This is a genomic window from Lysinibacillus sp. Ag94 (assembly GCF_023242215.1).
In the GTDB taxonomy this organism is placed as follows: Bacteria; Bacillota; Bacilli; order Bacillales_A; family Planococcaceae; genus Lysinibacillus.
In genome coordinates, this window is record NZ_CP096780.1 from 1200626 (window position 1) to 1221898 (window position 21273).

The window sequence follows — 21273 nt, forward strand, 5'->3', positions numbered from 1 at the left end:
AACTATGCTCTATTCAACTTCCGTAACGGTAGACGCCATTTCTTCATATATGAAAGTATTCTTAGTACTGTGATCACACCAAATAATACATATAAAAAGATATCCCCTGAAAATAGTTGAAGTCCTATGATAAGCCCGGCTAGTGCTGCCCAAACACCGTAGATTTCATCGCGGAGGACTAATGGTTGTCGTCTAGCTAATAAATCACGAATAATTCCACCACCTGACCCTGTTAAGACAGCAGCTACAATAACGGCACTAATAGGCATGTCGAGCTTCACAGCATAAAGGGCACCTTGAATCGCAAATGCCGATAATCCAATAGCATCAGTGACATTGCCCCAACGATGCCAATGCTGAATGAGTCGATGTGGAAATAAAAAAAAGAGCGTAATAGCTGCAATGGCAATTTGGAACATTCTATCCTGCCCCCACAGTGTTGTTACAGGTAAACCTATAAGTAAGTTTCGTATAGCTCCACCACCAAAAGCAGTTACGATACCGAGTATATATACACCGAATAAATCGTATTCTTCCTCCATTGCAATTATTGCCCCGGAAATTGCGAAGGCAATTGTGCCAATGATACTAAAAACCTCCCAAGCCAACCCTTTCACCCCTTATGTGAATAAATCATTTTATGTTGTTGTAGATTAGTTACTGTATCTACAAGTTTTCGCAAAAAAAAGCATCGACTTATGATTTGGAATTATCAGATACTAAATATTTTATTATAGCAGAATTAAAACTTTAAGTTCGTAATTCAACTTCTTTTCAGCAAATGTTTTGTGTAACGTAAGTGAAACGGCAGTTACAGAAATATCCCAGCACTATAGGTGGATGAGATGAATGCGGATTTAAGTTACTTAAAGGTATCCAAACACCCTGTGCCTGTCGCAAAAGCATAGCTAAAAAGAAATGAAAGCCTTCGTTGGATGTCACGTAATTATGCCGAGTCCTGATCTTAGTGCCTAATGAAATTAGCAAGCTTTGCAGGCAAGCTCACAAATTGTTAAGATAGGATTTGAACAAATGTGAAATGGAGAAGAACAGTATGACTTTTACAACCAATTTATCAGAAGAAACACTAGCATTAGCTGCTAAAATAGAAGAAAAGGTACGCCCTTTTCATGCAAAGGTAGAAGACATGGCGTTCTTCAATCAACAAAAAGTGCTTGCCGCGTTCCGAAAGCATCAAGTAAGTGACTATCATCTGCACCCGTCTAATGGTTATGGCTATGATGATGAGGGGCGTGACAATCTAGAACGAGTTTATGCAGAGGTTTTTGGAGCGGAGGCTGCCATTGTACGTCCGCAAATTATTTCTGGTACACATGCAATTACACTTAGCTTATTCGGCGTGCTACGTCCGGGTGATGAATTACTTTATATTTCGGGTCAGCCTTATGATACATTGCAATCAATAGTGGATGGTGGCGATAAAGATACTGGCTCGTTAAAAGATTATAAAATCGGTTATAGCCATGTGGATTTAATCGATAATCAAGCGATCGATTGGGAAGGTGTTGCAGCTGCAATTACACCAAACACAAAAATGATTGCTATCCAACGTTCGAAGGGCTATGCAACACGCCCATCCTTTACCATTTCGCAAATTACAGACATGTGTGCAAAAATCCGTGAATTAGCACCGGATGCAGTTATTTTCGTTGATAATTGCTACGGTGAATTTGTTGAGGCACAGGAACCGACAGAGGTTGGGGCTGATTTAATAGCAGGCTCACTCATTAAAAATCCTGGCGGTGGCTTAGCGAAAATTGGTGGTTATATTGCTGGCCGTGCAGATTTAGTAGAAAAATGTGCTTATCGTATGACATCACCAGGTATAGGTGCTGAAGCAGGAGCAACATTAAATACGCTTGGTGATTTCTATCAAGGATTTTTCCTTGCACCACATGTTGTATCTCAAGCTTTAAAAGGTGCGATTTTCACGGCTGCTATGCTGGGAGAAATTGGTATGAATACATCACCAAGCTATGATGCTAATCGTACAGATTTAATTCAATCGGTTTCTTTCCAAACTGCGGAACAAATGATTGCTTTTTGCCGTGAAATTCAAGCGAATTCACCAATTAATGCGCACTATGCGCCTGAGCCCGCTTATATGCCTGGCTATGAGGATGATGTCATCATGGCAGCTGGAACATTCATTCAAGGTTCTAGTATTGAGCTTACAGCAGACGGTCCTATTCGTCCGCCATTTACAGCATTTATTCAAGGTGGGTTAACATACGAACACGTAAAATTTGCAATTTGTAGTGCTGTTCAAAAAATCCAAAAATAGGTAAAAAACTATTCAAAATTTCTATTTTGAATAGTTTTTTATTTATAGATGAAATGTTGAAGATATCATTTTTTTTAAACGTAGAATTAAGACACATCGGACGCCCTAGGGGAAGCGCCAAATCGGAACGTAAATCAATCTCCACGTTAGGATAATAATCTTCGTTTTTTATAATTTTTGGTCATTTCGAAAAAATTATTTTAATTCATGTTAGGAAACCTTACATGAGTGGTTGACAGTGTAAATTTTTCGTTATATTATTAGCAGGTATTGGAGGGGACTTAAATGAGTCGTGAAATTAGACGAACTATGCCGTTATTATCTATGAATATCGTAATGCAATTGACCGAGCTGTCGGCACGTCAGATTCGTTATTATGAAGAACACCATTTAATTGAGCCGCACCGAACAGAAGGTAACCGTCGAATGTTTTCATTAAATGACGTCGATGTATTGCTAGAAATAAAAGATTACTTGGAACAGGGTATGAACATGGCAAAAATTAAAAAGCTGTTCGCTAAAAAGAATGAACCTGTTTCAACAGATGAACAAAATTTAAGTGACTCAGAATTGCGTCGCATCATGCGTGAGGAAATGCTTCAAGCGCAGCGCATGCAAAAATCATCCATCCGTCGTGGGGATTTATCTCGATTCTATTAATAAAAAGCAACATCGTTAATTACTTTATTAATAGGGTAGGGTAATGATAAAAAAGCTAGACATTTTATAGGAGTGTGGAAAACTGTGGGTAAATACACAAAAGAGGACATTAAACGTCTAATCGAAGAAAAAAACGTAAGCTTTATTCGTCTACAATTTACAGATATTCTTGGCACAATCAAAAATGTTGAGATTCCTGTAAGCCAATTAGACAAAGCTCTAGAAAACAAAATGATGTTTGATGGCTCATCTATTGAAGGCTTCGTACGTATCGAAGAATCAGATATGTATTTATATCCTGATTTGGATACTTTCGTAGTGTTCCCTTGGACTTCTGAAAAAGGGAAAGTAGCACGTTTCATCTGTGATGTATTCACTGCTAAAGGCGAGCCATTTGCTGGTGACCCACGAAACAACTTAAAACGTATCCTTAAGAAAATGGAAGACATGGGCTTCACAAGCTTCAATTTAGGGCCTGAGCCAGAATTCTTCTTATTTAAATTAGATGCAAAAGGTGAACCGACACTAGAAGTAAATGACCACGGTGGTTACTTCGACTTAGCACCAACTGATCTTGGCGAAAACTGCCGTCGTGATATCGTATTAGAGCTAGAAGAAATGGGCTTCGAAATTGAAGCATCTCACCATGAGGTAGCTCCAGGACAACATGAAATTGACTTTAAATATGCAGATGCAATTACAGCTTGTGACAATATCCAAACGTTTAAATTAGTTGTTAAAACAATTGCTCGTAAACACGGTTTACATGCTACATTTATGCCAAAACCATTATTCGGTGAAGCAGGCTCTGGTATGCACTTCAACGTTTCATTATTTAAAGGCAAAGAGAATGCATTCTACGATGAATCTACTGAACTAGGTCTTTCTGAAACAGCGATGCAATTCATGGCAGGTGTCCTTGCTCACGTTCAAGGCTTCACAGCAGTAACAAACCCTACAGTTAACTCTTATAAACGTCTTGTACCGGGTTATGAAGCACCATGTTATGTAGCATGGTCAGCTCAAAATCGTTCACCACTTATCCGTATTCCATCAGCACGCGGTCTTTCAACTCGTGTAGAAGTACGTTCTGTGGATCCATCTGCTAATCCATATTTAGCGATGGCTGTTATTTTAGAAGCTGGTCTTGAAGGTATTCGCCGTAGCTTAACACCACCAGCAGCTATTAACCGTAATATTTACGTGATGTCTGATGAAGAGCGTAAAGCGAATGGTATCGCAAACTTACCAGCAGCATTGGACGATGCTTTAGTATTACTTGCTCAAGATGAAGTAGCGCAAGCAGCTTTAGGTGAGCATATCTATGCAAACTTTAAAGAGGCAAAAGAAATCGAGTTTGACATGTATCGTACAACCGTACACCAATGGGAACGCGATCAATATTTAAAAATGTACTAAAAATAGTAACCGAGTACCTACTATAGGTGCTCGGTTTTTCTTATGTCAATAGTAAAGATAGAACTAGGTAAGCAGTATGCTATAAAAAAATGAAGCGATGAGGTATTTCTAACCCCATCGCATATTTTTTAATAGCCCATATGATGATGACCCATATGATGACCCATATGATGATCCATATGATGGCACATATGATGATGGTCCATGTGATGGTGATGGTGTCCCATATGATGATGTGGCATATGACAAGGATCAGGTGGCATCTCGCAAAGTGTATGAGTTTCGCAACATTCTTCCACTACACATTCAGTGCAAGGGAAATGATATTGATGATCAATTATATGTTTGTTAACTGTTGTAATATGTGCTGGTTGTACATGAGGTACGACCGTATGGATGTAATTAGTGCGAACAAATTCCTCTGGCGGACAAAAGTGTGGTGGTTCAAATTGAGTTGGGCAATGCTGTGGTGGACAACAATGTGGACCTGCATGATGATGATGATGGTGATGCATACGTCTATGCATGGTAAAACCTCCTGTTTTGATAAGTTGTGGTTCATAATTAACATATGAGATGAAAGACAGTATGGTCTATTTGTATGCCTATTAAGGGCTGGTTAAATCTCTTAGGCAATTGATTAATGGAGAGTTTCACCAAACTTTAAGTTCTCTCAGAGGATGTTTGGACACCCGCTGAGAGAACTTAAAGTGTCCGGACGCAAATGTGCAAATGGCTTCTTTTAAACAATGTAAAATTGAGCATTGTTGAAAGGTAATGATACGAAGAAGAAGTGTGGATAATTAGAAGAAAATTATCACAATAACAAATTTTTATGGATTGAATAAAAATGCATTTTGTTGTAGAATTAACCGATGTATTGTTGGTTTATGATATTTTATAGCTATGACTTAATGAATAGAAATTTTGCATTGCGGATGTTAATTATAAAAAAGTATGTTTGGGCATTCCTTTATTACTTTTTAGAGGGATGTTTTTTATTTTATCCGCGCATTAACGAACAGTAATTTATCTGTACTAAAAAGAAGCATCAGGTAACATTGCTCTCGCCTAAAGTAAAAAGAGTGGGAGATTAACGGCTCGTAAATGCCTAATCGGTAAAGACTAATATTTCAGTGAGGAATAAAAAAATTCCTACTGATTAAAGTCCAGATATACATTTCTTGGCGGATGTCACGGAATCACAAAGGAGTTCGGTTTGTGCAAGCATAAAGCAGATTCCGGACGGGAATTATGCCGAGGTAAAATGGATCAGTCCATAACTAACAAGCTTAATATATAGAACTTCGAAAACCTAGAGAAATGAGGCTTTAAATGATGAAAAAATATCCTACTTCTACATACTTTTTCTTCATAATTCCGTCTCTTATTGGTGTCCTGTTATTTATGACACCAGTCTTAACGGAAGATGGATGGAAAGTTCCAATTGCTATTTTAGCAAAGTTACTAGCAGGTTTTATTGCTCCGGTTATTAGTTATTTTACTATATTTATTTTTGCGATTTCGGCAATTGGTTCACTCATTGCCAAATGTATTCCGCGAAATAATTCAAAAGAGCCTAGTATTTTAGATACATTATTTTATGTCAATTGGTTTTGGACAATTATAAGAGTCATTGGTTTAGTATTTGCCTCAATGGTTGTCTTTGATTTTGGACCATCGGCGATTAATAATGAAAGTACTGGTGGATTATTAATGGACCCTGACAATGGTTTAGTAACATTTTTATTCACGATTTTCTTATTTGCAGGCCTACTATTACCGTTTTTAACAAACTTCGGCTTGCTTGAATTTTTCGGAACGATGATGGTAAAAATTATGCGTCCTCTCTTTAAAAGCCCTGGTCGCTCATCGGTTGATGCACTTACATCGTGGGTTGGGGATGGAACGATTGGTGTTCTGATGACGAGTAAGCAATATGAAATGGGGAACTACACGAAAAAAGAATCTGCTATTATTGCAACGAGCTTCTCGGTAGTATCTATCACATTCTGTATCGTAGTATTAGATACAGTGCATTTGTCACGCTATTTTATTCCATATTACTTAACAGTAGTTCTTTGTGGTCTTGTGTTAGCGGTAGTAATGCCACGAATTTTCCCGCTGGCTAATAAGGAAGATACTTATATCGACGGAACACCAGTAGATTTATCCCGTGAGGAATTACCAGAAGGTTATAATTCTGTGTCACATGGCTTAGAAAATGCTTTAACTGTTGCGCATGCAAATCGTGACCCACGTCAATTTTTGAAAGATGGCATTAGAAATGTTTTGGATTTATGGGTTGGTGTAGCACCGGTTGTTATGGCATTTGGTACGGTTGCTTTAATGCTTGCTGAATTCACTAATGTTTTTGCATTTTTAGGAAAGCCGTTTGAACCTATTTTAACAGTACTTGGTTTACCGGAAGCAGCTGAGGCAGCGCAAACGATGGTTGTTGGCTTTGCTGATATGTTCCTACCTTCAATTTTAGGAGCAGGGATTGAAGCTGACACTACACGATTTGTAATTGCTGTCGTTTCTGTAACACAGCTTATTTATATGTCTGAAGTTGGTGGACTTATTTTAGGGACAAAAATTCCACTTAAATTTTTTGATCTAGTTGTTATTTTCTTAATACGTACGATTATTTCTCTACCAATCGCAGCATTAGTTGCACATATACTCTTTTAGACTAAAAAGGCAATTGTTCGAACTTATTAACGCGAACAATTGCTTTTTTCTTTGTCTTTATTGCGCGTTAATACGTAGGAATAATGAATAAATAACAGAATACAACTTGACACATAATTTCATTGAGTTGGGAAAAACTACACGTAAAGTGATACTGAGGTGATAAAATGGACAGAATTTTTTCTCTCTGCTTAAGTTCCTGTTTTTTATTATTTTCTCAACCAAGTGATGCCTATATCAATGATTCGCGCAGTTCTTATGAAGAAATTTATCCAGAGATAGGCTATAAAACGGTTGAAGCAGCTGCCTCCGATTTTGAACGGCACTTTCATCAAGGGCTAAAGCTACCACTTCGAGTACCTCCTATTAGTTTTACACATCATTTTGGTCGATTTAATGATCTTGATGATGATATGAATGATTTTTTTGAAGCGACATTTATTAATCATCAGCTTCCTGAGCATTATTATAAAATAACGGTTCGACCTATTGAGTTTAAGTTCCCGTCTAAAAAAGAAAATATAGTAAAGACATTCAAGTTGAAAAACGGAACGACTTCCATTTATATGGAAATATCAGGTTTTAATGTTCTTGCTTTTAAAAGAGAAGATTGGCAATACATGCTGTGGATTGATAAAAGGGTTTCAAATAAAGTGACGCCTGAAGTTTTAGTTGATATAGCTAATTCCATTGATTATACAACGCAAGAGGATGAACATGGATAATAAAAAATGCCAAGACCTTTAATAGGGGCTTGGCATTAGCCTCTAGAATTATGCTGGATTAACAGAAGCATTTCGGATTGCCATTGTTATGATTGAGTAGAGTAATACACTAAGAACTAATAAAATACTTAATAGCGTAAAAGTAGATATATTTGATAGTAAGTCAAACAAAGAAGAATACCATTTGAAAATGATTGTAAAAATTGTAATTAAGCCGAGTAACCCTACAAAACTGTAACCGCCAATAAATCCTAAACGATAAAAAACAACATTCAGCAAAAGGCCAGCTGTTAGGAAGAAGAGCAATAAAACAGTATCTAATGCCATCGTTTGAAAAAATGATGGGGAATTATTAAAAAGTAAAATAGGATGAATAATGAAAATGTTAGAGACGGAAGTAATTATTTTTTGTGTACAACCAATTATGAATGCACCTACTAAGCTCCAACAGATGAGAAAGATCCCCACATTCAACATAAATTGCAAGCGGCATAAACCAAGCCTTAAAAAATAGGACAAGGTTTTATTTAGTAGCTTTGCTGACATGACACCGGAAAAGATATAAACAGGTATAGAAATCATGATGGAAAAAGAATAAGTATGAAGTTCAAAAAAAGTATCTATGAAAAGCGAAAATAGGATGATTGAATATAATATGCACCAAAAAGTTATAATTTGTTTTTTATAGCTTTGAAATAATACATACAAACTTCCCTTTACTGTATTCATCTAATAGTCCCCGCTTTCTGCTGTTTACTTAAATAAACCAACATATTGTGTAAGGAAACACGTCCAAGCATAATATTTTGTCCTTCAATGGATTGACCATCAGTGAAGACAATTGCAGTTAGCTCCTGCATAAACGAATGTTTATAAATAATCTTAAGACCCTTAACTGCCTGCTCAACATCAGAAGGACTACCTTTTACTGCAACAATATGCTCATGCCATTCCTCTGCTGTTTTCTGAAGTAGTAATTGCCCTTCGTGTAAAATAAGTATTTCTTCAAATAGCTCACTTGCTTCATCGATTAAATGTGTAGACAAAATAAAAAGTCTTGGATTTTCGGTTTGTTGTTCAATCAATAAATCATAAAAAGTATTTCGAGCAGCTACATCAAGTCCGATATAAGGCTCATCGAAGATTGTAATACCTGCATTACTCGCAAAACCTGTAATAATGCCTAACGCAGACACCATCCCTTTTGATAAACTGCGTACCTTATCTTTTGGATTTAGAGCAAAAACTTCTAGTAGCTCCATTGCAAGATTCTCATCCCATTTTGGATAAAAGAAGCTATTCGCTTTTAATGTTTGTGTAATTGTCATTTCCTCTTGAAAGTTTCCGCTCTCAGCAACAAAACAAATATCACGTAGGGTTAAAGGTGCATTGAAAGCATTTTCTCCATTGACAGTGATGTTCCCGTTAGATGTAGCAATGAGTCCTGATAATAAATTTAAGAATGTTGTTTTACCAGCGCCATTATGACCCAAAAATCCAATGATTTTAGGTCCTTCAATTGTAAAAGAGATATTTTTTAAAGCTTCCTTATGTCTATATGATTTACTAACATTTCTCGCTTCAATTTTCATACGTTAACTCCTTTGTAACATATTTTGTAATTCTTTATCCGAAATACCTAATCTTATTGCTTCTTTCTTCAATGGCTCTATATGTTGCTTAAAAAAGTTTTCCCTACGCTCCGCAATTAATATTTCGCGGGCGTCAGTACTAACAAACATGCCGACGCCCCGTTTTTTATAAATTACGCCTTTGTCCACTAATTCGTTCACACCCTTTCCAGCTGTTGCGGGATTAATTTGATATTCCTTAGCAAATTCATTTGTAGATGGAATGCGATCTTCTGGTTGTAGGTGTCCATCTAAAATGCCATCCTCTATTCGTTCGCGTATTTGCTGGAAAATAGGCTTTTCGCTATTTAAAGAGTGAATTACAATCCACCTCCTTATGTTAATTGGTTAATTACTTATGTAACTAACTATATGACCGCAGGATATTTTTGTCAATGCTTAATTATGAAAAAATTAGTTGACTGAATGCATTCATTAAGTTACTATTACTAGCGAATAAGAAAGAGGTTCATAGCGCATACCCTCTATAAAAAACTATGGATGACGTCATTTACGCCATATCCCAAAAATGCGGATATGGCGATTTTTTTTTATTAGATTTAATGCGTAATGAACTTCTCACAACTTGAGGAGGCATTTTTATGGCAGGAAGAAATGAAGAACAGGGATTACAAAATTTAACCCTACTCGGTAACCAAAACACAAAGTATTTATTTGAATATTCTCCGGAGATACTTGAGGCAGTTGACAATTTACATACGAAAAACGATTTTTTTGTGAAATTTAATTGTCCAGAATTCACGAGCCTCTGTCCAATGACAGGGCAGCCTGACTTTGCGACTATGTATATATCTTTTATTCCAGATAAAAAGCTAGTGGAGAGTAAATCTTTAAAGCTCTATTTATTTAGCTTCCGTAATCACGGGGACTTCCATGAGGATTGTGTTAATATCATCATGAATGATTTAATTAAACTGATTGAGCCGCGCTATATTGAAGTGTGGGGTAAGTTTACGCCACGTGGTGGCCTGTCCATTGATCCATGGTGTAACTATGGTCGCCCTGGCACAAAATATGAAAAAATGGCGGAGCACCGTTTGATGAACCACGATCTATATCCTGAAAAGGTAGATAATCGTTGATGCTTTACTATTTAAATGGATTGTTTGTAGGTTTTTTAATTTTAGCGAATGTTTTAGCTGTTAAAGTGTTTAGTATAGGCGAATGGATGATGCTTCCCGCAGCAGCAATTTTAATTATTTTCACGTATCCTCTTATTGATGTAATTTGTGAAGTCTATGGCAAGGAAGCGGGCGCTCGCACGGTAAGAACAGGGCTTATGGCACAAGTGTTTGCAGCATGCTTTATCGCGATTGCCATTGCACTACCACCTGCACAAGCCTTTGTTCATCAACAGGAGTTTGAGACAATTCTCGGCGGCAGTATGCGCGTCATTATTGCAAGTCTTGTAGCCTATACGGTTAGTGTTAATTTGGATGTAGTGATATTTAATAAATTAAAAGAAAAGCATGGAAGCGGTAAACTTTGGCTTCGAAACAATGCGTCTACGATGTTAAGTCAACTGATTGATACTGCATTGTTTATTACGATAGCCTTTTATGGAATAATGCCAATTAAAGTGTTACTGACATTATTTATAACACAGTATTTGTTTAAATTTTTTGCGTCCATTGTAGCAACACCACTTGTTTATGGGCTAGTTTTCGTTGCGCGAAAATTTGATAAACGTAAAGGCTTTGAACTATCTCATTACTGAGATGGTTCAAAGTATGAAAAAATGTTGGGCGTTTACTTCACTTTGTTTGTTGCAACTTTGAAGATTTATCGGAACAATTTTAGCTTTTATCGGAATATTTTCTCGTATTATCGGAACCATTTCAGTTTTTATTGCCCCTAGGTCGGAACGGAAATCTAATCAACCTCTCTTTTTGCCGAAGAGCTATACTTTATTTCATGAACATAATAGATTGTCAACAACTCGAAGCCATCTCCTTGCTGAGATGGCTTTTTAATGTGCGTTTTACGAAAACTAGTTGTTGCCTATTCATCCTTAATAATATTTGTGGTATAAAAATCCCTCTTATTCTATTTATAGCTCCATTTTTGCATATATGCCATATTGCAGAGGAGCATATACTGTGTATAAGAAGGAGGGAGGTGAGTATTTATGAGAATTAACTGGATGATCCGTTTGCAGCATAAACCATTTTTATTGGCGTTATTTTCGTTGATTTTGTTACTCGCGCAGCAAGTAGCAACTATTTTTGGCTATGACTTAACGAGTGCAATGAGTGAGCAGGCAACGCACATCTTAAATACCGTATTATCAATTTTCGTTTTAATAGGAGTTGTAGTAGATCCAACTACACGGGGAACCAGTGATAGTGAACGTGCTTTAATGTATCGAAGACCGAGATAAATAATGAGGTAAAAATAAATTAAAAGTGTAATTTTACAACAAGGATAAATATGTTATAATGTAAAAAATTGATAGTGCAGGGAGGATGATTGAATGTCGCTTGAAATGGAGCGGAGGATTGCCACGCTCGAGCAAGAAATGATGGATTTACGGCAGGAATTAGAGGGCTTAAAGCGTCAGCAAGCTGTTGAGAAAACAAGCACATTGAACGCTAGAAAATCCATTATTGAGCAATCTACGCCAAAACTAGCGCAAAGCCCAAAGCCAAATTCAAACTTGGAACAAAAGCCAAAAACAATGCCAGCTCCAGAAAAAAAGATGGAGCCACAGCGAACGTTGGAAGAACGTTTTATGTGGGCACTGCCAAAAGTATTTATGGTCATTTTAGTGATGGGAGTGCTTTGGGGGCTTAAGCTTGTGAGTGATTATGGCTATTTATCGAATGAGGTTAAAATTATTCTCGCCTATGCATTATCGCTTGCCTTAGCCGCAACAGCTTATTTGTTAGAACATAAAAAAATAGGGTCTTCAGCTATTACGATATCTTTATACGGTGGGGCGTTTATTGTTGGAATATTAACAACAGCGGCTAGTGCGATATTGTATGAAATCATCGGTTTAACGATGGCACTTGTTATTGCAGTCGTTTATATCGGCTACGGTATAGCTATTAGCTATTTAAAGAAAAACGAAGTACTAACAATATTCGTAGCGTTTACCTCATTATTATTACCTTATTTACTAGAATATATGGATTTTAGTCCTATCATTATTTTAATCTATGTTGTTGTTCTATTTACGATGCTGCAATTTGTTATTCATCAACACAAGCAGAAATTGGCTCTCTATATAGCAACCTTTTTCTCAGTGCTAGCTATCAGCATTATAGCGTTTATGAATCAAGACAATCGAGCTGTTTTTGCAATAGGTTTCCTTGTTGTTTTATCGATTTTTTACACGAGTTGGTGCCGTTTATATAATGCAGAATCTAAATTGAAATATATTCATGTTGGGCTTCAATTTAGCCTAGGAGCCTTTAGTTTATTGCTCTTGGACTTTATCGTTAGTCCTAGTGAATATAGCGAAGCACTATTATTCATATTAGTTTGCTTGTTTGCAGCTTTAGCGGGTTATGGCTATAAGCAAAAATGGCAGGAGGCATTTGATAGTGCCGTAACACTCGCATTTATTACACTATGTAATACACTATTAGTTATGAATTTCCCGGAGAAAGTGGATCATTTGCTCATCCCGTTCATCACCTTTGCGGGCGTAATGATGAGTTTACGTTTACGAGTTAGTATGATGAAGGTTGTCAGCTCATTTTCATTTATGATTACACTCGCTTTAAGCTTTATAATTCATGAGCCAGCACCATTCTTCAGCATAGACCATGCTAGCTTAATCATGCCAGGAATATATCTCCTAATTATTTATGTATATGCAAGACGTCCGAAAGAGACACAGACTGTATTTGAAAAAGTAATGAAGGACCTATATGTCATTGACTTTTTAGCGGTAATAACGACTGGTTATTTCTTAGCTTATATCGGAAAGCTGGATGGAACGTACTTTGCAGGTGCTGGTAATATTCCGCATCTAATGTATATGATCCTCGCTGTACTTTTCGCGGGATCACTTTTAGTGCCAACCAAATACAAAGGTCGTGCATTAACGCCGGTCCTTACTGTATTTTTCATTCTCTTCACAATAATGCTTGAAATAATTCCATACAATATGCAAGGTGTCGAGTGGTTAAATATAGTAACAAGAATTGTGTATATAGCTGTAATCGTAGCGATTATGATCGATTTACTGATGAAGGGGCGCATTTATCAAAGCTATCAAGAGCAAACAGAGAAACTTCTTGATCCAATTTTTAGTGCAGGTGTGGTGCTGACGATGATATCTGTTTGGGGTCTCATCTCTCAGCTTTCCTTCAACAGTTTGCTTGATTGGAAGCTAAGCATTGCCTTCTCAACGATTACATTATTCCTGACAGCAAGTATCTCCCTTTGGCTTAGCAACGTGCGAAACTTACGAACATTACGCATAACAGGTTTTATCATCTTAGTTATTGCGTTTATTAAGCTTATATTCTTTGATTTGTCAGCACTAGACTTACTAATACGAGCAGTCCTGTTTATGACGATTGGTGGGATTGGGTTGCTGTTGTCGGGTAGGTTGTTGCGGAAATGAATAAATTATTTAGACACTACGTATGTTTTCACAAAAAAACGTTTACCTAATTTTGGGTAAACGTTTTTTTACATTGTATTGTAATTTAAACGAAGTTCTCTTATTAGGTATGGAAAGTTTTTGAAAATATATATATTCATATGAAGAAGTGGTCTTGTAAAAATTGTTTATATATGGAATAGTGTAATTATCATAAAATAGTATTAAATTGGATGGTTGGCAAATGTTAGTTGCTATAAACACTGTTTTTATAGTGTTTTAAGGAATAATAGACTTTTTTGATATCTTATATTGATAAAAGTATTATCGGCAGAAGGAGGGAGAAAATGAAGCGAAAAAATAGAGAATTATTTAACAGTCAAGGGGGATTCTCTTTAATTGAGGTTATTGCTTCTTTAGTTATCATAACTATCATCTTAGTATCCTTTTTTGGCTTACTCATTCAATCGAATAAAACAGGAAAAAGCTCTGAACAAATTATTGATGCAACCTATTTAGCGCAAAAGGAAATGGAGAAAATGTATAACTACTTCAAATCCACCAAAATCGAAACTTGGGCATCTGACTTTCCATACGTAAACGAAAAGGATGAAGAGAAATCGAGCGGTAATACCACTCAGTATAAAGTGACACCCGTGAATGCTAAACATAAGGAAATTATAATAGTGAAAGCTGAAGATATGTCGCCTGATAATACAGTTAGGATTACTATCGAAGTCTATGATTCAAGAGGGAAGATATTAAAAGCAAAAGTGCAAAATATCTTTAGCTTATAAGGAAAGAGGTGGTGCATATGTCTAAATTTCATAATGAGAGAGGCATGACCTTACTAGAAGTTTTGGCTGTAACCGTAATAGTTACGCTCGTTTCTATTATTCTAATGTCGATTTTAACGAATGGCAAGACTTCTAGCGATAAACAAATGAAATCAAGTGTACAATTGTCTGATGCAACTTATATTTTGAAAGTTGTCACTAAAGATACTCGTAAATCTACAAAAATTATTACGAAAGACTTAGATGATTGTACAGAATATATATTATCTAATAATCAAAATAATCAAAAATACAACTATAATTTTTGTCGTAATAATCAGACAGTTGAAAGGGATAATGAAATAATTGCAGTGAATGTACTTGATTTTAAAATTAAAGATAAACGGAGTCATATAATAATTGATATTACAATGCCAAATAATAAGCCCTTTTCATCGACTATATATTTCAGAGGAGGTAGCTAGATGTTTAAGTATTTAAAACAAGAAAAAGGGTATTCGTTACTTTTAGTAATTTTGGCAATTGCTTTCCTATCAGTTCTTGGAATTATGCTTTTAACACTTACAGCAAATTCATTAAAGATTTCTACTAGTGAGCGAGATGACCAATCTGTATTTTACATTGCGGAAGGCGGTTTAAACAGTACAAAAAGCAAAGTCGAACAATTAGCAAAAATTACATACGATCAAAATAGAAAGGATTTCAATAAGCTACCTCTTGATAAAAGAAAGCCGGAAAAATTTAAGTTAGATTTTATTGATGCATTTGAACGTAGCTTAAAAAACACCTTTGAAGAGAATACCCAATCAACATATACTACTACAGTCACTTTTGATGAACAATTTAAAGAAAAACCTATTGCGAATGTAACGATTGTTCAAGAAAATACAGAACCTTTGCAATATAAAATAACGTCTGTTGGATCTATTGGTAAGAAAACGAGAGCCGTAGCGCAAACAATTACAGTTAATTTAGGGAGTGGAACGGAAACTGGCCCTGCTTTTTCAAATGCTGCTGCTATCCACGCTATTGAAAACATCGTACTGGGGGGCGGTAAGTTTAATGGGGATGTTGTATCGGAACGTGGAAATATTGCTATTAAACAAGATGATACAAAAATTAGTGGGAAAATTGGAACGACATTGGATAAATTTTCAAAACCAGACTGGATGACTATTACAAATGAGATTATAGGGAATGTTGCGTTTCCTGAAGATATGCTGCCACCTTTCCCTGATAATCAATTTACTATTTTAAGCACAAGGCCATATACGAAATCAATACAAGTTACGATCGGTGGGGAGCGGGTTCAACATTTTTTGAAAAATAATTCAATTGAGATCGATGGGGATCAAAAGATAAATGGTGAACCAAATTTCAGTGGTATTCTTCCGATTTCTCAGGATATGTACGTCAAGACGCTTATGGTTGCTTCGAATAATACATTAACGATTGATGTTGGTAATTCAGACAAAAATTTATTTATAGATAACTTTCACTTCTCTCAAGGTCATTTAAAGATTATAGGAAGTGGTAAATTAACTTTGTATCTCAAGAATGCTTTTGATTTAAAGGGGGATTCAAGTATGAATAATACAGGGGACATAGGCCAATTAAGTGTCTATTATGCAGGCACTTCGCCAATGGATTTTACTGGTAATACACGCACAAAAGCCTCTATTTATGCTAAATCAACCAATATAAACATTGATGGTTCGGGTAGCGTACAAGGAAATATCTATACAGGTGGATCAAATATCACCATTGAAGGAGGATCTTATAATCATAACTTATATATATATGCCCCTAACGCAAAAGTTATATTGGGGGGATCAGGAACAGTTGTAGGCGGAATAATGGCTCATACAGTAAAGACTAGTGGAGCTCCAGCTGTTACGTACAAAGCGAAAACGATTGAAGATACAATATCAAATGGTGGCTTGATTTTTGAAGAAAATAACAATTTAACGATTTCTAATGGTATGCTTGAAGTTGACTAAATAGCATTAAGCGGTTGAAAAACATATATTCTTCGATTTGTCGGGATGGTTCTTGAGGAAATAATAGAAAAGGGTTGTTTACAATGACTGTGTGAAATCAGTCTTTCTAAACAACCCTTATTTTAATAACGATTAATTGTTTCGGGTTCGTTCAATTCTGTAATAAATTCTTCTTCTTCATCACGTTTAAAGGACGTGTATTGGGATATTAAATTTTCGTCATAGGTTATTTTCAATCTAGAATTTCTTTTAGGTACTTCAACACCGTTTGTAATAACGGTTTCTTTTTGGTTTTTAGAACTTTCATAAGTATAGTTATAACTATTACCACGTACTGCAGTTAGAATCGTTCGTTTTGCAGAAATGCCTCCATACAAGTTAATATTTGAGCCAACTCCATACATAATCATGTTTTGTTTTGAATAGAAAAAGCCTTTAATCATACTTGGCGTAGCACTATCAACAGAAATATTACTAATTGAAATATCTCCTGTAGCGAAAATAAAGAGGGTGCTGTTTGAATTTATTCCATTTAAAGTACTATCTTTAATATCAACGTTTCCGTTTACATATAGCATGGCATCACTACGTAAATTAGTATTGTTGACAATGAAATCTCCATTAATAAAATACGTGCCCGACAAATTTAAAGTTTTTCCACTTCCGTTAATATTAAAGTTTCCTCTATCGAGGGTTTTCTTGCATCCAAATATATTACAGTCTTTTTTTTCTCCATGTATGAAAGTGATATTGTCTCTATTAAATTTAGATGTTTCGTGATTTGTGTACGAGACACTTAATCCAGAAGGATAATTTTTATTATAATTTTTATTTGTATACAAAGGTATAACTTTCTCTGTTATTTCAAGATTATCTCCCGGTAAGCTTTTTGTGACTAGGGATACATTTTTTGTTAAAAACAAGCGTTTCTGTAATTCATTTTTTGAAGCAGGATTTGAAGGGATGAATTTTGTATATCTTGAACTGTTTAAATAGTTTGTATTGCCAGATATATGTGAGGGGTAATCAACAGTATTATTAACATAATATATATTTTTTTCTGATTCCCTCATAATAATTTTGGGGGTAACACTTTTAGAGTCTGGAATTATTCTAGGAAAAACGCTATCTGGCCATTGTGCCACATTATTTTTTAGCCAATGGGCTTTTTCAGAGATAATTAAATGACCATCTGTTTTAATATCTCCCTGAATTTCAACACCACCATGTAAATAAAGATTCCCTTCGTCATTCGTTGAAACAGCATAGCGTAATTGATCTGGAATTGCATCTGTGCCGATGATAATCTGTGCATATGTAATGTGCTCTTTACTATTTACTCTTCCAGTACTTTTAAATGTTACTAGGCGTTTATAACGATCCTTCTCTTCATTTGACATTAGTTCTACTTTCTCGATGCAGACGTGTGTTTTATTATTATTCTCTGCAGGAATGTTAATCCCTTGCGAGCAACTTAATATTGGAGCGGTCAATGTGTTGACGAGGAAGGATTCAAATGCAGCCTTTCCCATTGGTCTGTCTTTAATCTCTTTTTCAAGAAGAGCTTGAATATCTTTAACGGCATAGTCGATTCCTTTATCTGATAAATCTTGTGCTTGTACCAGTTCTTCTCGGGTGTTGTTTTTTGTAATACCGCTTGACGTCAAAGTGATAAGACTCAAACCGAGTATAGTGAAAATGATGATGACAGCAAATGTTACTAACAATGAATAGCCATTTTCATTTTGCCGGAAAATTTTCATATTACCATCTCCTTTATTTAAATTATTTTGAGCTTACAATAGGTTGAATTTGATTTTTAAATTCCATAGTTTTTGTTTGGTCATTACCTGAACGTTTTTTGATAACCTTAAGATTTAAATTGATTTCGTAAATTGAATCTGCTTTTACAGGGTTACCTATAATTTCCGAATTATCCAAAATTTCTATGCCTCTGTTTTGAACTGCGTATTTCTCCTTTTTGAAATAAATGTATGTAGTGTTACCTTCAGTTTTAAATCCTATCGGTTCTAGCGTATTTTGGCATTCGCTAGTAATTTTCCATACTCCATCATCGTTTTTTTGACATTTGGTGATATCATTGGTCACTTCAATATATTTATTGCTGATATTTCTTACAATATGACTTTGATTTGTGGTATAGAGAGTTTTAATAAATTTACTGACAATAATATCTGCTTCATCTCTAAGTATCGTTTCTTGTTGGACGTTTCGATTCGTTTCAAGTGTTTTCATAAGAATTGAAAAGATAAGCGTGGAGACGATTGCTAGAATAACAAGCGTTGCAAGTAATTCGATTAGTGTCAATCCATTGTGATTCTTAATGTATTTATTCAATTGAAACATATCCTTCCGAAGAGCCTTTTGTTTTTCCATTTGGAGAAGTTACTGTTACAACAACTTTTATAAGATTTAAATCTTTTTCAGTGAAGTTAGAATTTGCATATTTAGTAGAGTTTTGACTGGGGGTATATGTAATCGTGTATGTTTTGTCGTTTAATCCCATTGATTTGCTTTTGCCTATAAAATATTGATTTAAGTCGCTTGTGGCTATTTTGGGAAGTGGTTCGGATTTCAGTTTAGCTAATACAGCATCGGCTAAATTAACAGTGACTAATTTTTCGGTGTTTATTGTGGCTGTTTTATTCGAAGAAATAAATATTTGTGCAAAGGATAAGAGAATAATGGATATTAAGACAAGTGATGCAACTACTTCAATTAAAGAAAATCCTCTCTGTGATTTTATCAACATAAAAAACTTACCTCCGATCTAATAGTTTTTTCTATCTAGAAAAGTTAATTTAATAAGTTTGATTCTGAAATACATAGGTATATATAACCTTATTATATAGGGTGTTTACCTTATTGACAATGTGTTATCAATGATTTTAATTACATACCAATAATTTTTAGTTCATAAAATTTTAACTTTTTTTAGTCAAAAAGACTCATTAAATAATATCTAGTATGCTGTATGGTGAAAATATGAATAAAAAGTAATGGATAGATATGAGTAATTAGACATTTTGTTTTTGGATATATTTGTAAAGGCGGTAAGGCTATGAAATTACATTTGAAGCTAGGCTCAATAGTAGCTGTTCTAATCATTTTATTAACAGTCTGGATACCTAATTTAATGATTGATAGAGCATTAGCTAAAGGCGATGAATCTACAATCGGTGGCATATCAGTTAAGGATTTAGAAGATGATGATATTGAAAATGCTTTACGAGAGGCCATAAATACTTGGCAAGAGGCTCCTATCGATGTAGAAGGGGCTAATGTTACGATTTCACTCGACCCTAAATTGTTTGTATTTGATGTAGAGAGTACGATAGCTGAATATCATAGTTTAACTGACAAGTCTTGGCTTGCTTTCTGGAAGCAAAGACAAGTAGTACATATACCCTTACATGTGGTAGTTGACGAGCAAGTGAAGAAGCAGCTTGAGGCTACTGGTGTATGGGAAGTTGAAAAGACTTTACAGACGATTATTACCGAAGCTTCCAATTTAAAAAATCACGAAGTCGCTGCAACAGTTGGAGATACTACTTTAATAGAAGCGGAGCGTTTAGCTCTATCGATTGAGGAAATCCCTGCAAATGCAATGGGTGTTGATAAATTAGCGAATATTTTAAATGATGCTATTGTTTTACCGAATGAACCGTTTTCTTTTTTAACGATGATAGAAGAACAATATGAAGAATTAGATAGTGAAGCGCTTAATTTCGTCGCCTCTATGCTGTATCATGTTGCTCTTCAAACCGAATATGAGATTTTAGAAAGACATTCTCAAGGGCAGAAGCCAAATTATTTACAACAAGGTTTGGATGCGAAGGTAAATCAAGCGTTAGAGAAAGATTTGCAATTTATAAACCGTTCGGTTCAACCGAATAAATTAAAACTCACAATAGAAGGTGATTCTTTAAAAGTGGAATTACTAGCTCAAAAGAAAGAAAAAGAAATTTCAGTTCGTGTTAGTAAAGATAAGATTATACAGCCTCGAGTCATTACTCGTTATTCGAAAGATTTACCAATAGGTAGAGAAGAAGTTATTCAAAAAGGTCAAGAAGGCGTGCGGGTCGAAGTGTATCGCTCGATTTCAGAAAATGGTACCACTGCAGAGGAACTTGTTAGTCGTGACTATTATCCGCCAGTTAATAAAATTATTGTGAAATCTTCAAGACAACCTGTTGTTTCTGAAAATAGTAGTGGAACGGATAAGGTAAATTCCAATGATCCAGACCTACAAATTGATTTAGATGGAGATGGATTACCGGATACACAATCTGAAAATAAAAAATCCGGCAATAACACTGCAAAAACGAATAAAGACACATCTGCAAATACGAACACTTCAACAGACCCGAATGACCCTGAAATTGTATACGGCTACTATGATAAAGGTGGGAATTTTATACAAACAAGCCCGTGAAGAGAGG

Annotated in this window: 21 protein-coding genes; 13 read left to right on the plus strand and 8 right to left on the minus strand. The window is 35.4% G+C overall.

The genetic code is table 11. The annotated features are described in order from the left end of the window. Positions 1–2 precede the first annotated feature (2 nt). On the minus strand, positions 3–608 hold the full coding sequence (locus MY533_RS05290; RefSeq protein WP_248718273.1) for a trimeric intracellular cation channel family protein: 606 nt from the start codon (positions 606–608) through the stop codon (positions 3–5). Between the two features lie 446 nt (positions 609–1054). Here MY533_RS05290 and MY533_RS05295 point away from each other — a divergent pair, with 446 nt between their 5' ends. From MY533_RS05295 to glnA, 3 genes are all read left to right on the plus strand, one after another. After that, positions 1055–2305, plus strand: a complete 1251-nt coding sequence (locus MY533_RS05295; protein WP_132357304.1) for a methionine gamma-lyase family protein — start codon at positions 1055–1057, stop codon at positions 2303–2305. 285 nt (positions 2306–2590) lie between these two features. Next, entirely contained in the window at positions 2591–2965 is a 375-nt protein-coding gene (locus MY533_RS05300) for a MerR family transcriptional regulator (RefSeq protein WP_132357303.1), read from the plus strand. Positions 2966–3049: 84 nt separating this feature from the next. Continuing rightward, positions 3050–4384 (plus strand): type I glutamate--ammonia ligase, encoded by a 1335-nt coding sequence (gene glnA, locus MY533_RS05305; RefSeq protein WP_132357302.1) that lies wholly within the window; start codon positions 3050–3052, stop codon positions 4382–4384. 128 nt (positions 4385–4512) lie between these two features. On the opposite strand, the gene MY533_RS05310 is transcribed toward glnA, so the two are convergent. Beyond that, positions 4513–4911 (minus strand): CotD family spore coat protein, encoded by a 399-nt coding sequence (locus tag MY533_RS05310; RefSeq protein ID WP_248718274.1) that lies wholly within the window; start codon positions 4909–4911, stop codon positions 4513–4515. An 811-nt stretch (positions 4912–5722) separates the two neighbouring features. Between MY533_RS05310 and MY533_RS05315 the strand changes: the two genes are divergently transcribed. Continuing rightward, positions 5723–7078 (plus strand): YjiH family protein, encoded by a 1356-nt coding sequence (locus MY533_RS05315; RefSeq protein ID WP_248719151.1) that lies wholly within the window; start codon positions 5723–5725, stop codon positions 7076–7078. Between the two features lie 167 nt (positions 7079–7245). Then, the gene (locus MY533_RS05320; RefSeq protein WP_248718275.1) at positions 7246–7803 is read left to right on the plus strand and encodes a hypothetical protein; all 558 of its coding nucleotides are present in this window, start codon (positions 7246–7248) and stop codon (positions 7801–7803) included. A gap of 48 nt (positions 7804–7851) precedes the next feature. On the opposite strand, the gene MY533_RS05325 is transcribed toward MY533_RS05320, so the two are convergent. From MY533_RS05325 to MY533_RS05335, 3 genes are read right to left on the minus strand one after another with little or no spacing between them, the layout of a single operon-like run. Beyond that, positions 7852–8532, minus strand: coding sequence for a hypothetical protein (locus MY533_RS05325; protein WP_248718276.1), 681 nt, complete (start codon positions 8530–8532; stop codon positions 7852–7854). Beyond that, entirely contained in the window at positions 8529–9395 is an 867-nt protein-coding gene (locus tag MY533_RS05330) for an ABC transporter ATP-binding protein (protein WP_248718277.1), read from the minus strand. Before MY533_RS05330 ends, MY533_RS05325 begins: the two co-directional genes overlap by 4 nt. A gap of 3 nt (positions 9396–9398) precedes the next feature. Then, positions 9399–9779: a GntR family transcriptional regulator gene (locus tag MY533_RS05335; protein ID WP_371873335.1), complete on the minus strand. Its 381-nt coding sequence runs from the start codon at positions 9777–9779 to the stop codon at positions 9399–9401. A 257-nt stretch (positions 9780–10036) separates the two neighbouring features. Here MY533_RS05335 and queF point away from each other — a divergent pair, with 257 nt between their 5' ends. From queF to MY533_RS05370, 7 genes are all read left to right on the plus strand, one after another. Continuing rightward, entirely contained in the window at positions 10037–10537 is a 501-nt protein-coding gene (gene queF / locus MY533_RS05340) for a preQ(1) synthase (RefSeq protein ID WP_132363257.1), read from the plus strand. Then, entirely contained in the window at positions 10537–11172 is a 636-nt protein-coding gene (locus tag MY533_RS05345; protein WP_248718278.1) for a queuosine precursor transporter, read from the plus strand. Before queF ends, MY533_RS05345 begins: the two co-directional genes overlap by 1 nt. Before the next feature lie 411 nt (positions 11173–11583). Then, on the plus strand, positions 11584–11835 hold the full coding sequence (locus MY533_RS05350) for a phage holin (protein ID WP_132363255.1): 252 nt from the start codon (positions 11584–11586) through the stop codon (positions 11833–11835). 93 nt (positions 11836–11928) lie between these two features. Beyond that, on the plus strand, positions 11929–14034 hold the full coding sequence (locus tag MY533_RS05355; RefSeq protein WP_248718279.1) for a DUF2339 domain-containing protein: 2106 nt from the start codon (positions 11929–11931) through the stop codon (positions 14032–14034). 326 nt (positions 14035–14360) lie between these two features. After that, a complete protein-coding gene (locus tag MY533_RS05360; RefSeq protein ID WP_248718280.1) occupies positions 14361–14810 on the plus strand; it encodes a type IV pilus modification PilV family protein in 450 nt (149 codons plus the stop codon). Positions 14811–14827: 17 nt separating this feature from the next. Further along, positions 14828–15274, plus strand: coding sequence for a type II secretion system protein (locus MY533_RS05365; RefSeq protein ID WP_248718281.1), 447 nt, complete (start codon positions 14828–14830; stop codon positions 15272–15274). Beyond that, entirely contained in the window at positions 15275–16810 is a 1536-nt protein-coding gene (locus MY533_RS05370; protein WP_248718282.1) for a DUF7305 domain-containing protein, read from the plus strand. Positions 16811–16932: 122 nt separating this feature from the next. Here the strand turns inward: MY533_RS05370 and MY533_RS05375 are convergent, their stop codons facing one another. Genes MY533_RS05375 through MY533_RS05385 form a run of 3 tightly spaced genes read right to left on the minus strand, consistent with a single transcriptional unit; the run spans position 16933 to position 19583 of the window. Further along, on the minus strand, positions 16933–18573 hold the full coding sequence (locus tag MY533_RS05375) for a hypothetical protein (protein WP_248718283.1): 1641 nt from the start codon (positions 18571–18573) through the stop codon (positions 16933–16935). Positions 18574–18595: 22 nt separating this feature from the next. After that, positions 18596–19168 carry a pilus assembly FimT family protein gene (locus tag MY533_RS05380; protein ID WP_248718284.1) on the minus strand — a complete coding sequence of 191 codons (573 nt, stop codon included), beginning with the start codon at positions 19166–19168 and terminating at the stop codon, positions 18596–18598. Further along, on the minus strand, positions 19161–19583 hold the full coding sequence (locus tag MY533_RS05385) for a type IV pilus modification PilV family protein (protein ID WP_248718285.1): 423 nt from the start codon (positions 19581–19583) through the stop codon (positions 19161–19163). Before MY533_RS05385 ends, MY533_RS05380 begins: the two co-directional genes overlap by 8 nt. Before the next feature lie 309 nt (positions 19584–19892). Between MY533_RS05385 and MY533_RS05390 the strand changes: the two genes are divergently transcribed. Then, positions 19893–21266 (plus strand): G5 domain-containing protein, encoded by a 1374-nt coding sequence (locus MY533_RS05390; protein ID WP_248718286.1) that lies wholly within the window; start codon positions 19893–19895, stop codon positions 21264–21266. The last annotated feature ends 7 nt before the right edge of the window (positions 21267–21273 follow it).

Bases quoted from the DNA above. Each gene is read 5' to 3' on its own strand.
- MY533_RS05295 (WP_132357304.1), top strand. From the start codon at position 1,055: ATGACTTTTACAACCAATTTATCAGAAGAAACACTAGCATTAGCTGCT.
- MY533_RS05300 (WP_132357303.1), top strand. From the start codon at position 2,591: ATGAGTCGTGAAATTAGACGAACTATGCCGTTATTATCTATGAATATC.
- MY533_RS05310 (WP_248718274.1), bottom strand. From the start codon at position 4,911: ATGCATAGACGTATGCATCACCATCATCATCATCATGCAGGTCCACAT.
- MY533_RS05315 (WP_248719151.1), top strand. From the start codon at position 5,723: ATGAAAAAATATCCTACTTCTACATACTTTTTCTTCATAATTCCGTCT.
- MY533_RS05320 (WP_248718275.1), top strand. From the start codon at position 7,246: ATGGACAGAATTTTTTCTCTCTGCTTAAGTTCCTGTTTTTTATTATTT.
- MY533_RS05325 (WP_248718276.1), bottom strand. From the start codon at position 8,532: ATGAATACAGTAAAGGGAAGTTTGTATGTATTATTTCAAAGCTATAAA.
- MY533_RS05330 (WP_248718277.1), bottom strand. From the start codon at position 9,395: ATGAAAATTGAAGCGAGAAATGTTAGTAAATCATATAGACATAAGGAA.
- queF (WP_132363257.1), top strand. From the start codon at position 10,037: ATGGCAGGAAGAAATGAAGAACAGGGATTACAAAATTTAACCCTACTC.
- MY533_RS05345 (WP_248718278.1), top strand. From the start codon at position 10,537: ATGCTTTACTATTTAAATGGATTGTTTGTAGGTTTTTTAATTTTAGCG.
- MY533_RS05350 (WP_132363255.1), top strand. From the start codon at position 11,584: ATGAGAATTAACTGGATGATCCGTTTGCAGCATAAACCATTTTTATTG.
- MY533_RS05355 (WP_248718279.1), top strand. From the start codon at position 11,929: ATGTCGCTTGAAATGGAGCGGAGGATTGCCACGCTCGAGCAAGAAATG.
- MY533_RS05360 (WP_248718280.1), top strand. From the start codon at position 14,361: ATGAAGCGAAAAAATAGAGAATTATTTAACAGTCAAGGGGGATTCTCT.
- MY533_RS05365 (WP_248718281.1), top strand. From the start codon at position 14,828: ATGTCTAAATTTCATAATGAGAGAGGCATGACCTTACTAGAAGTTTTG.
- MY533_RS05370 (WP_248718282.1), top strand. From the start codon at position 15,275: ATGTTTAAGTATTTAAAACAAGAAAAAGGGTATTCGTTACTTTTAGTA.
- MY533_RS05375 (WP_248718283.1), bottom strand. From the start codon at position 18,573: ATGAAAATTTTCCGGCAAAATGAAAATGGCTATTCATTGTTAGTAACA.
- MY533_RS05385 (WP_248718285.1), bottom strand. From the start codon at position 19,583: ATGTTGATAAAATCACAGAGAGGATTTTCTTTAATTGAAGTAGTTGCA.
- MY533_RS05390 (WP_248718286.1), top strand. From the start codon at position 19,893: ATGAAATTACATTTGAAGCTAGGCTCAATAGTAGCTGTTCTAATCATT.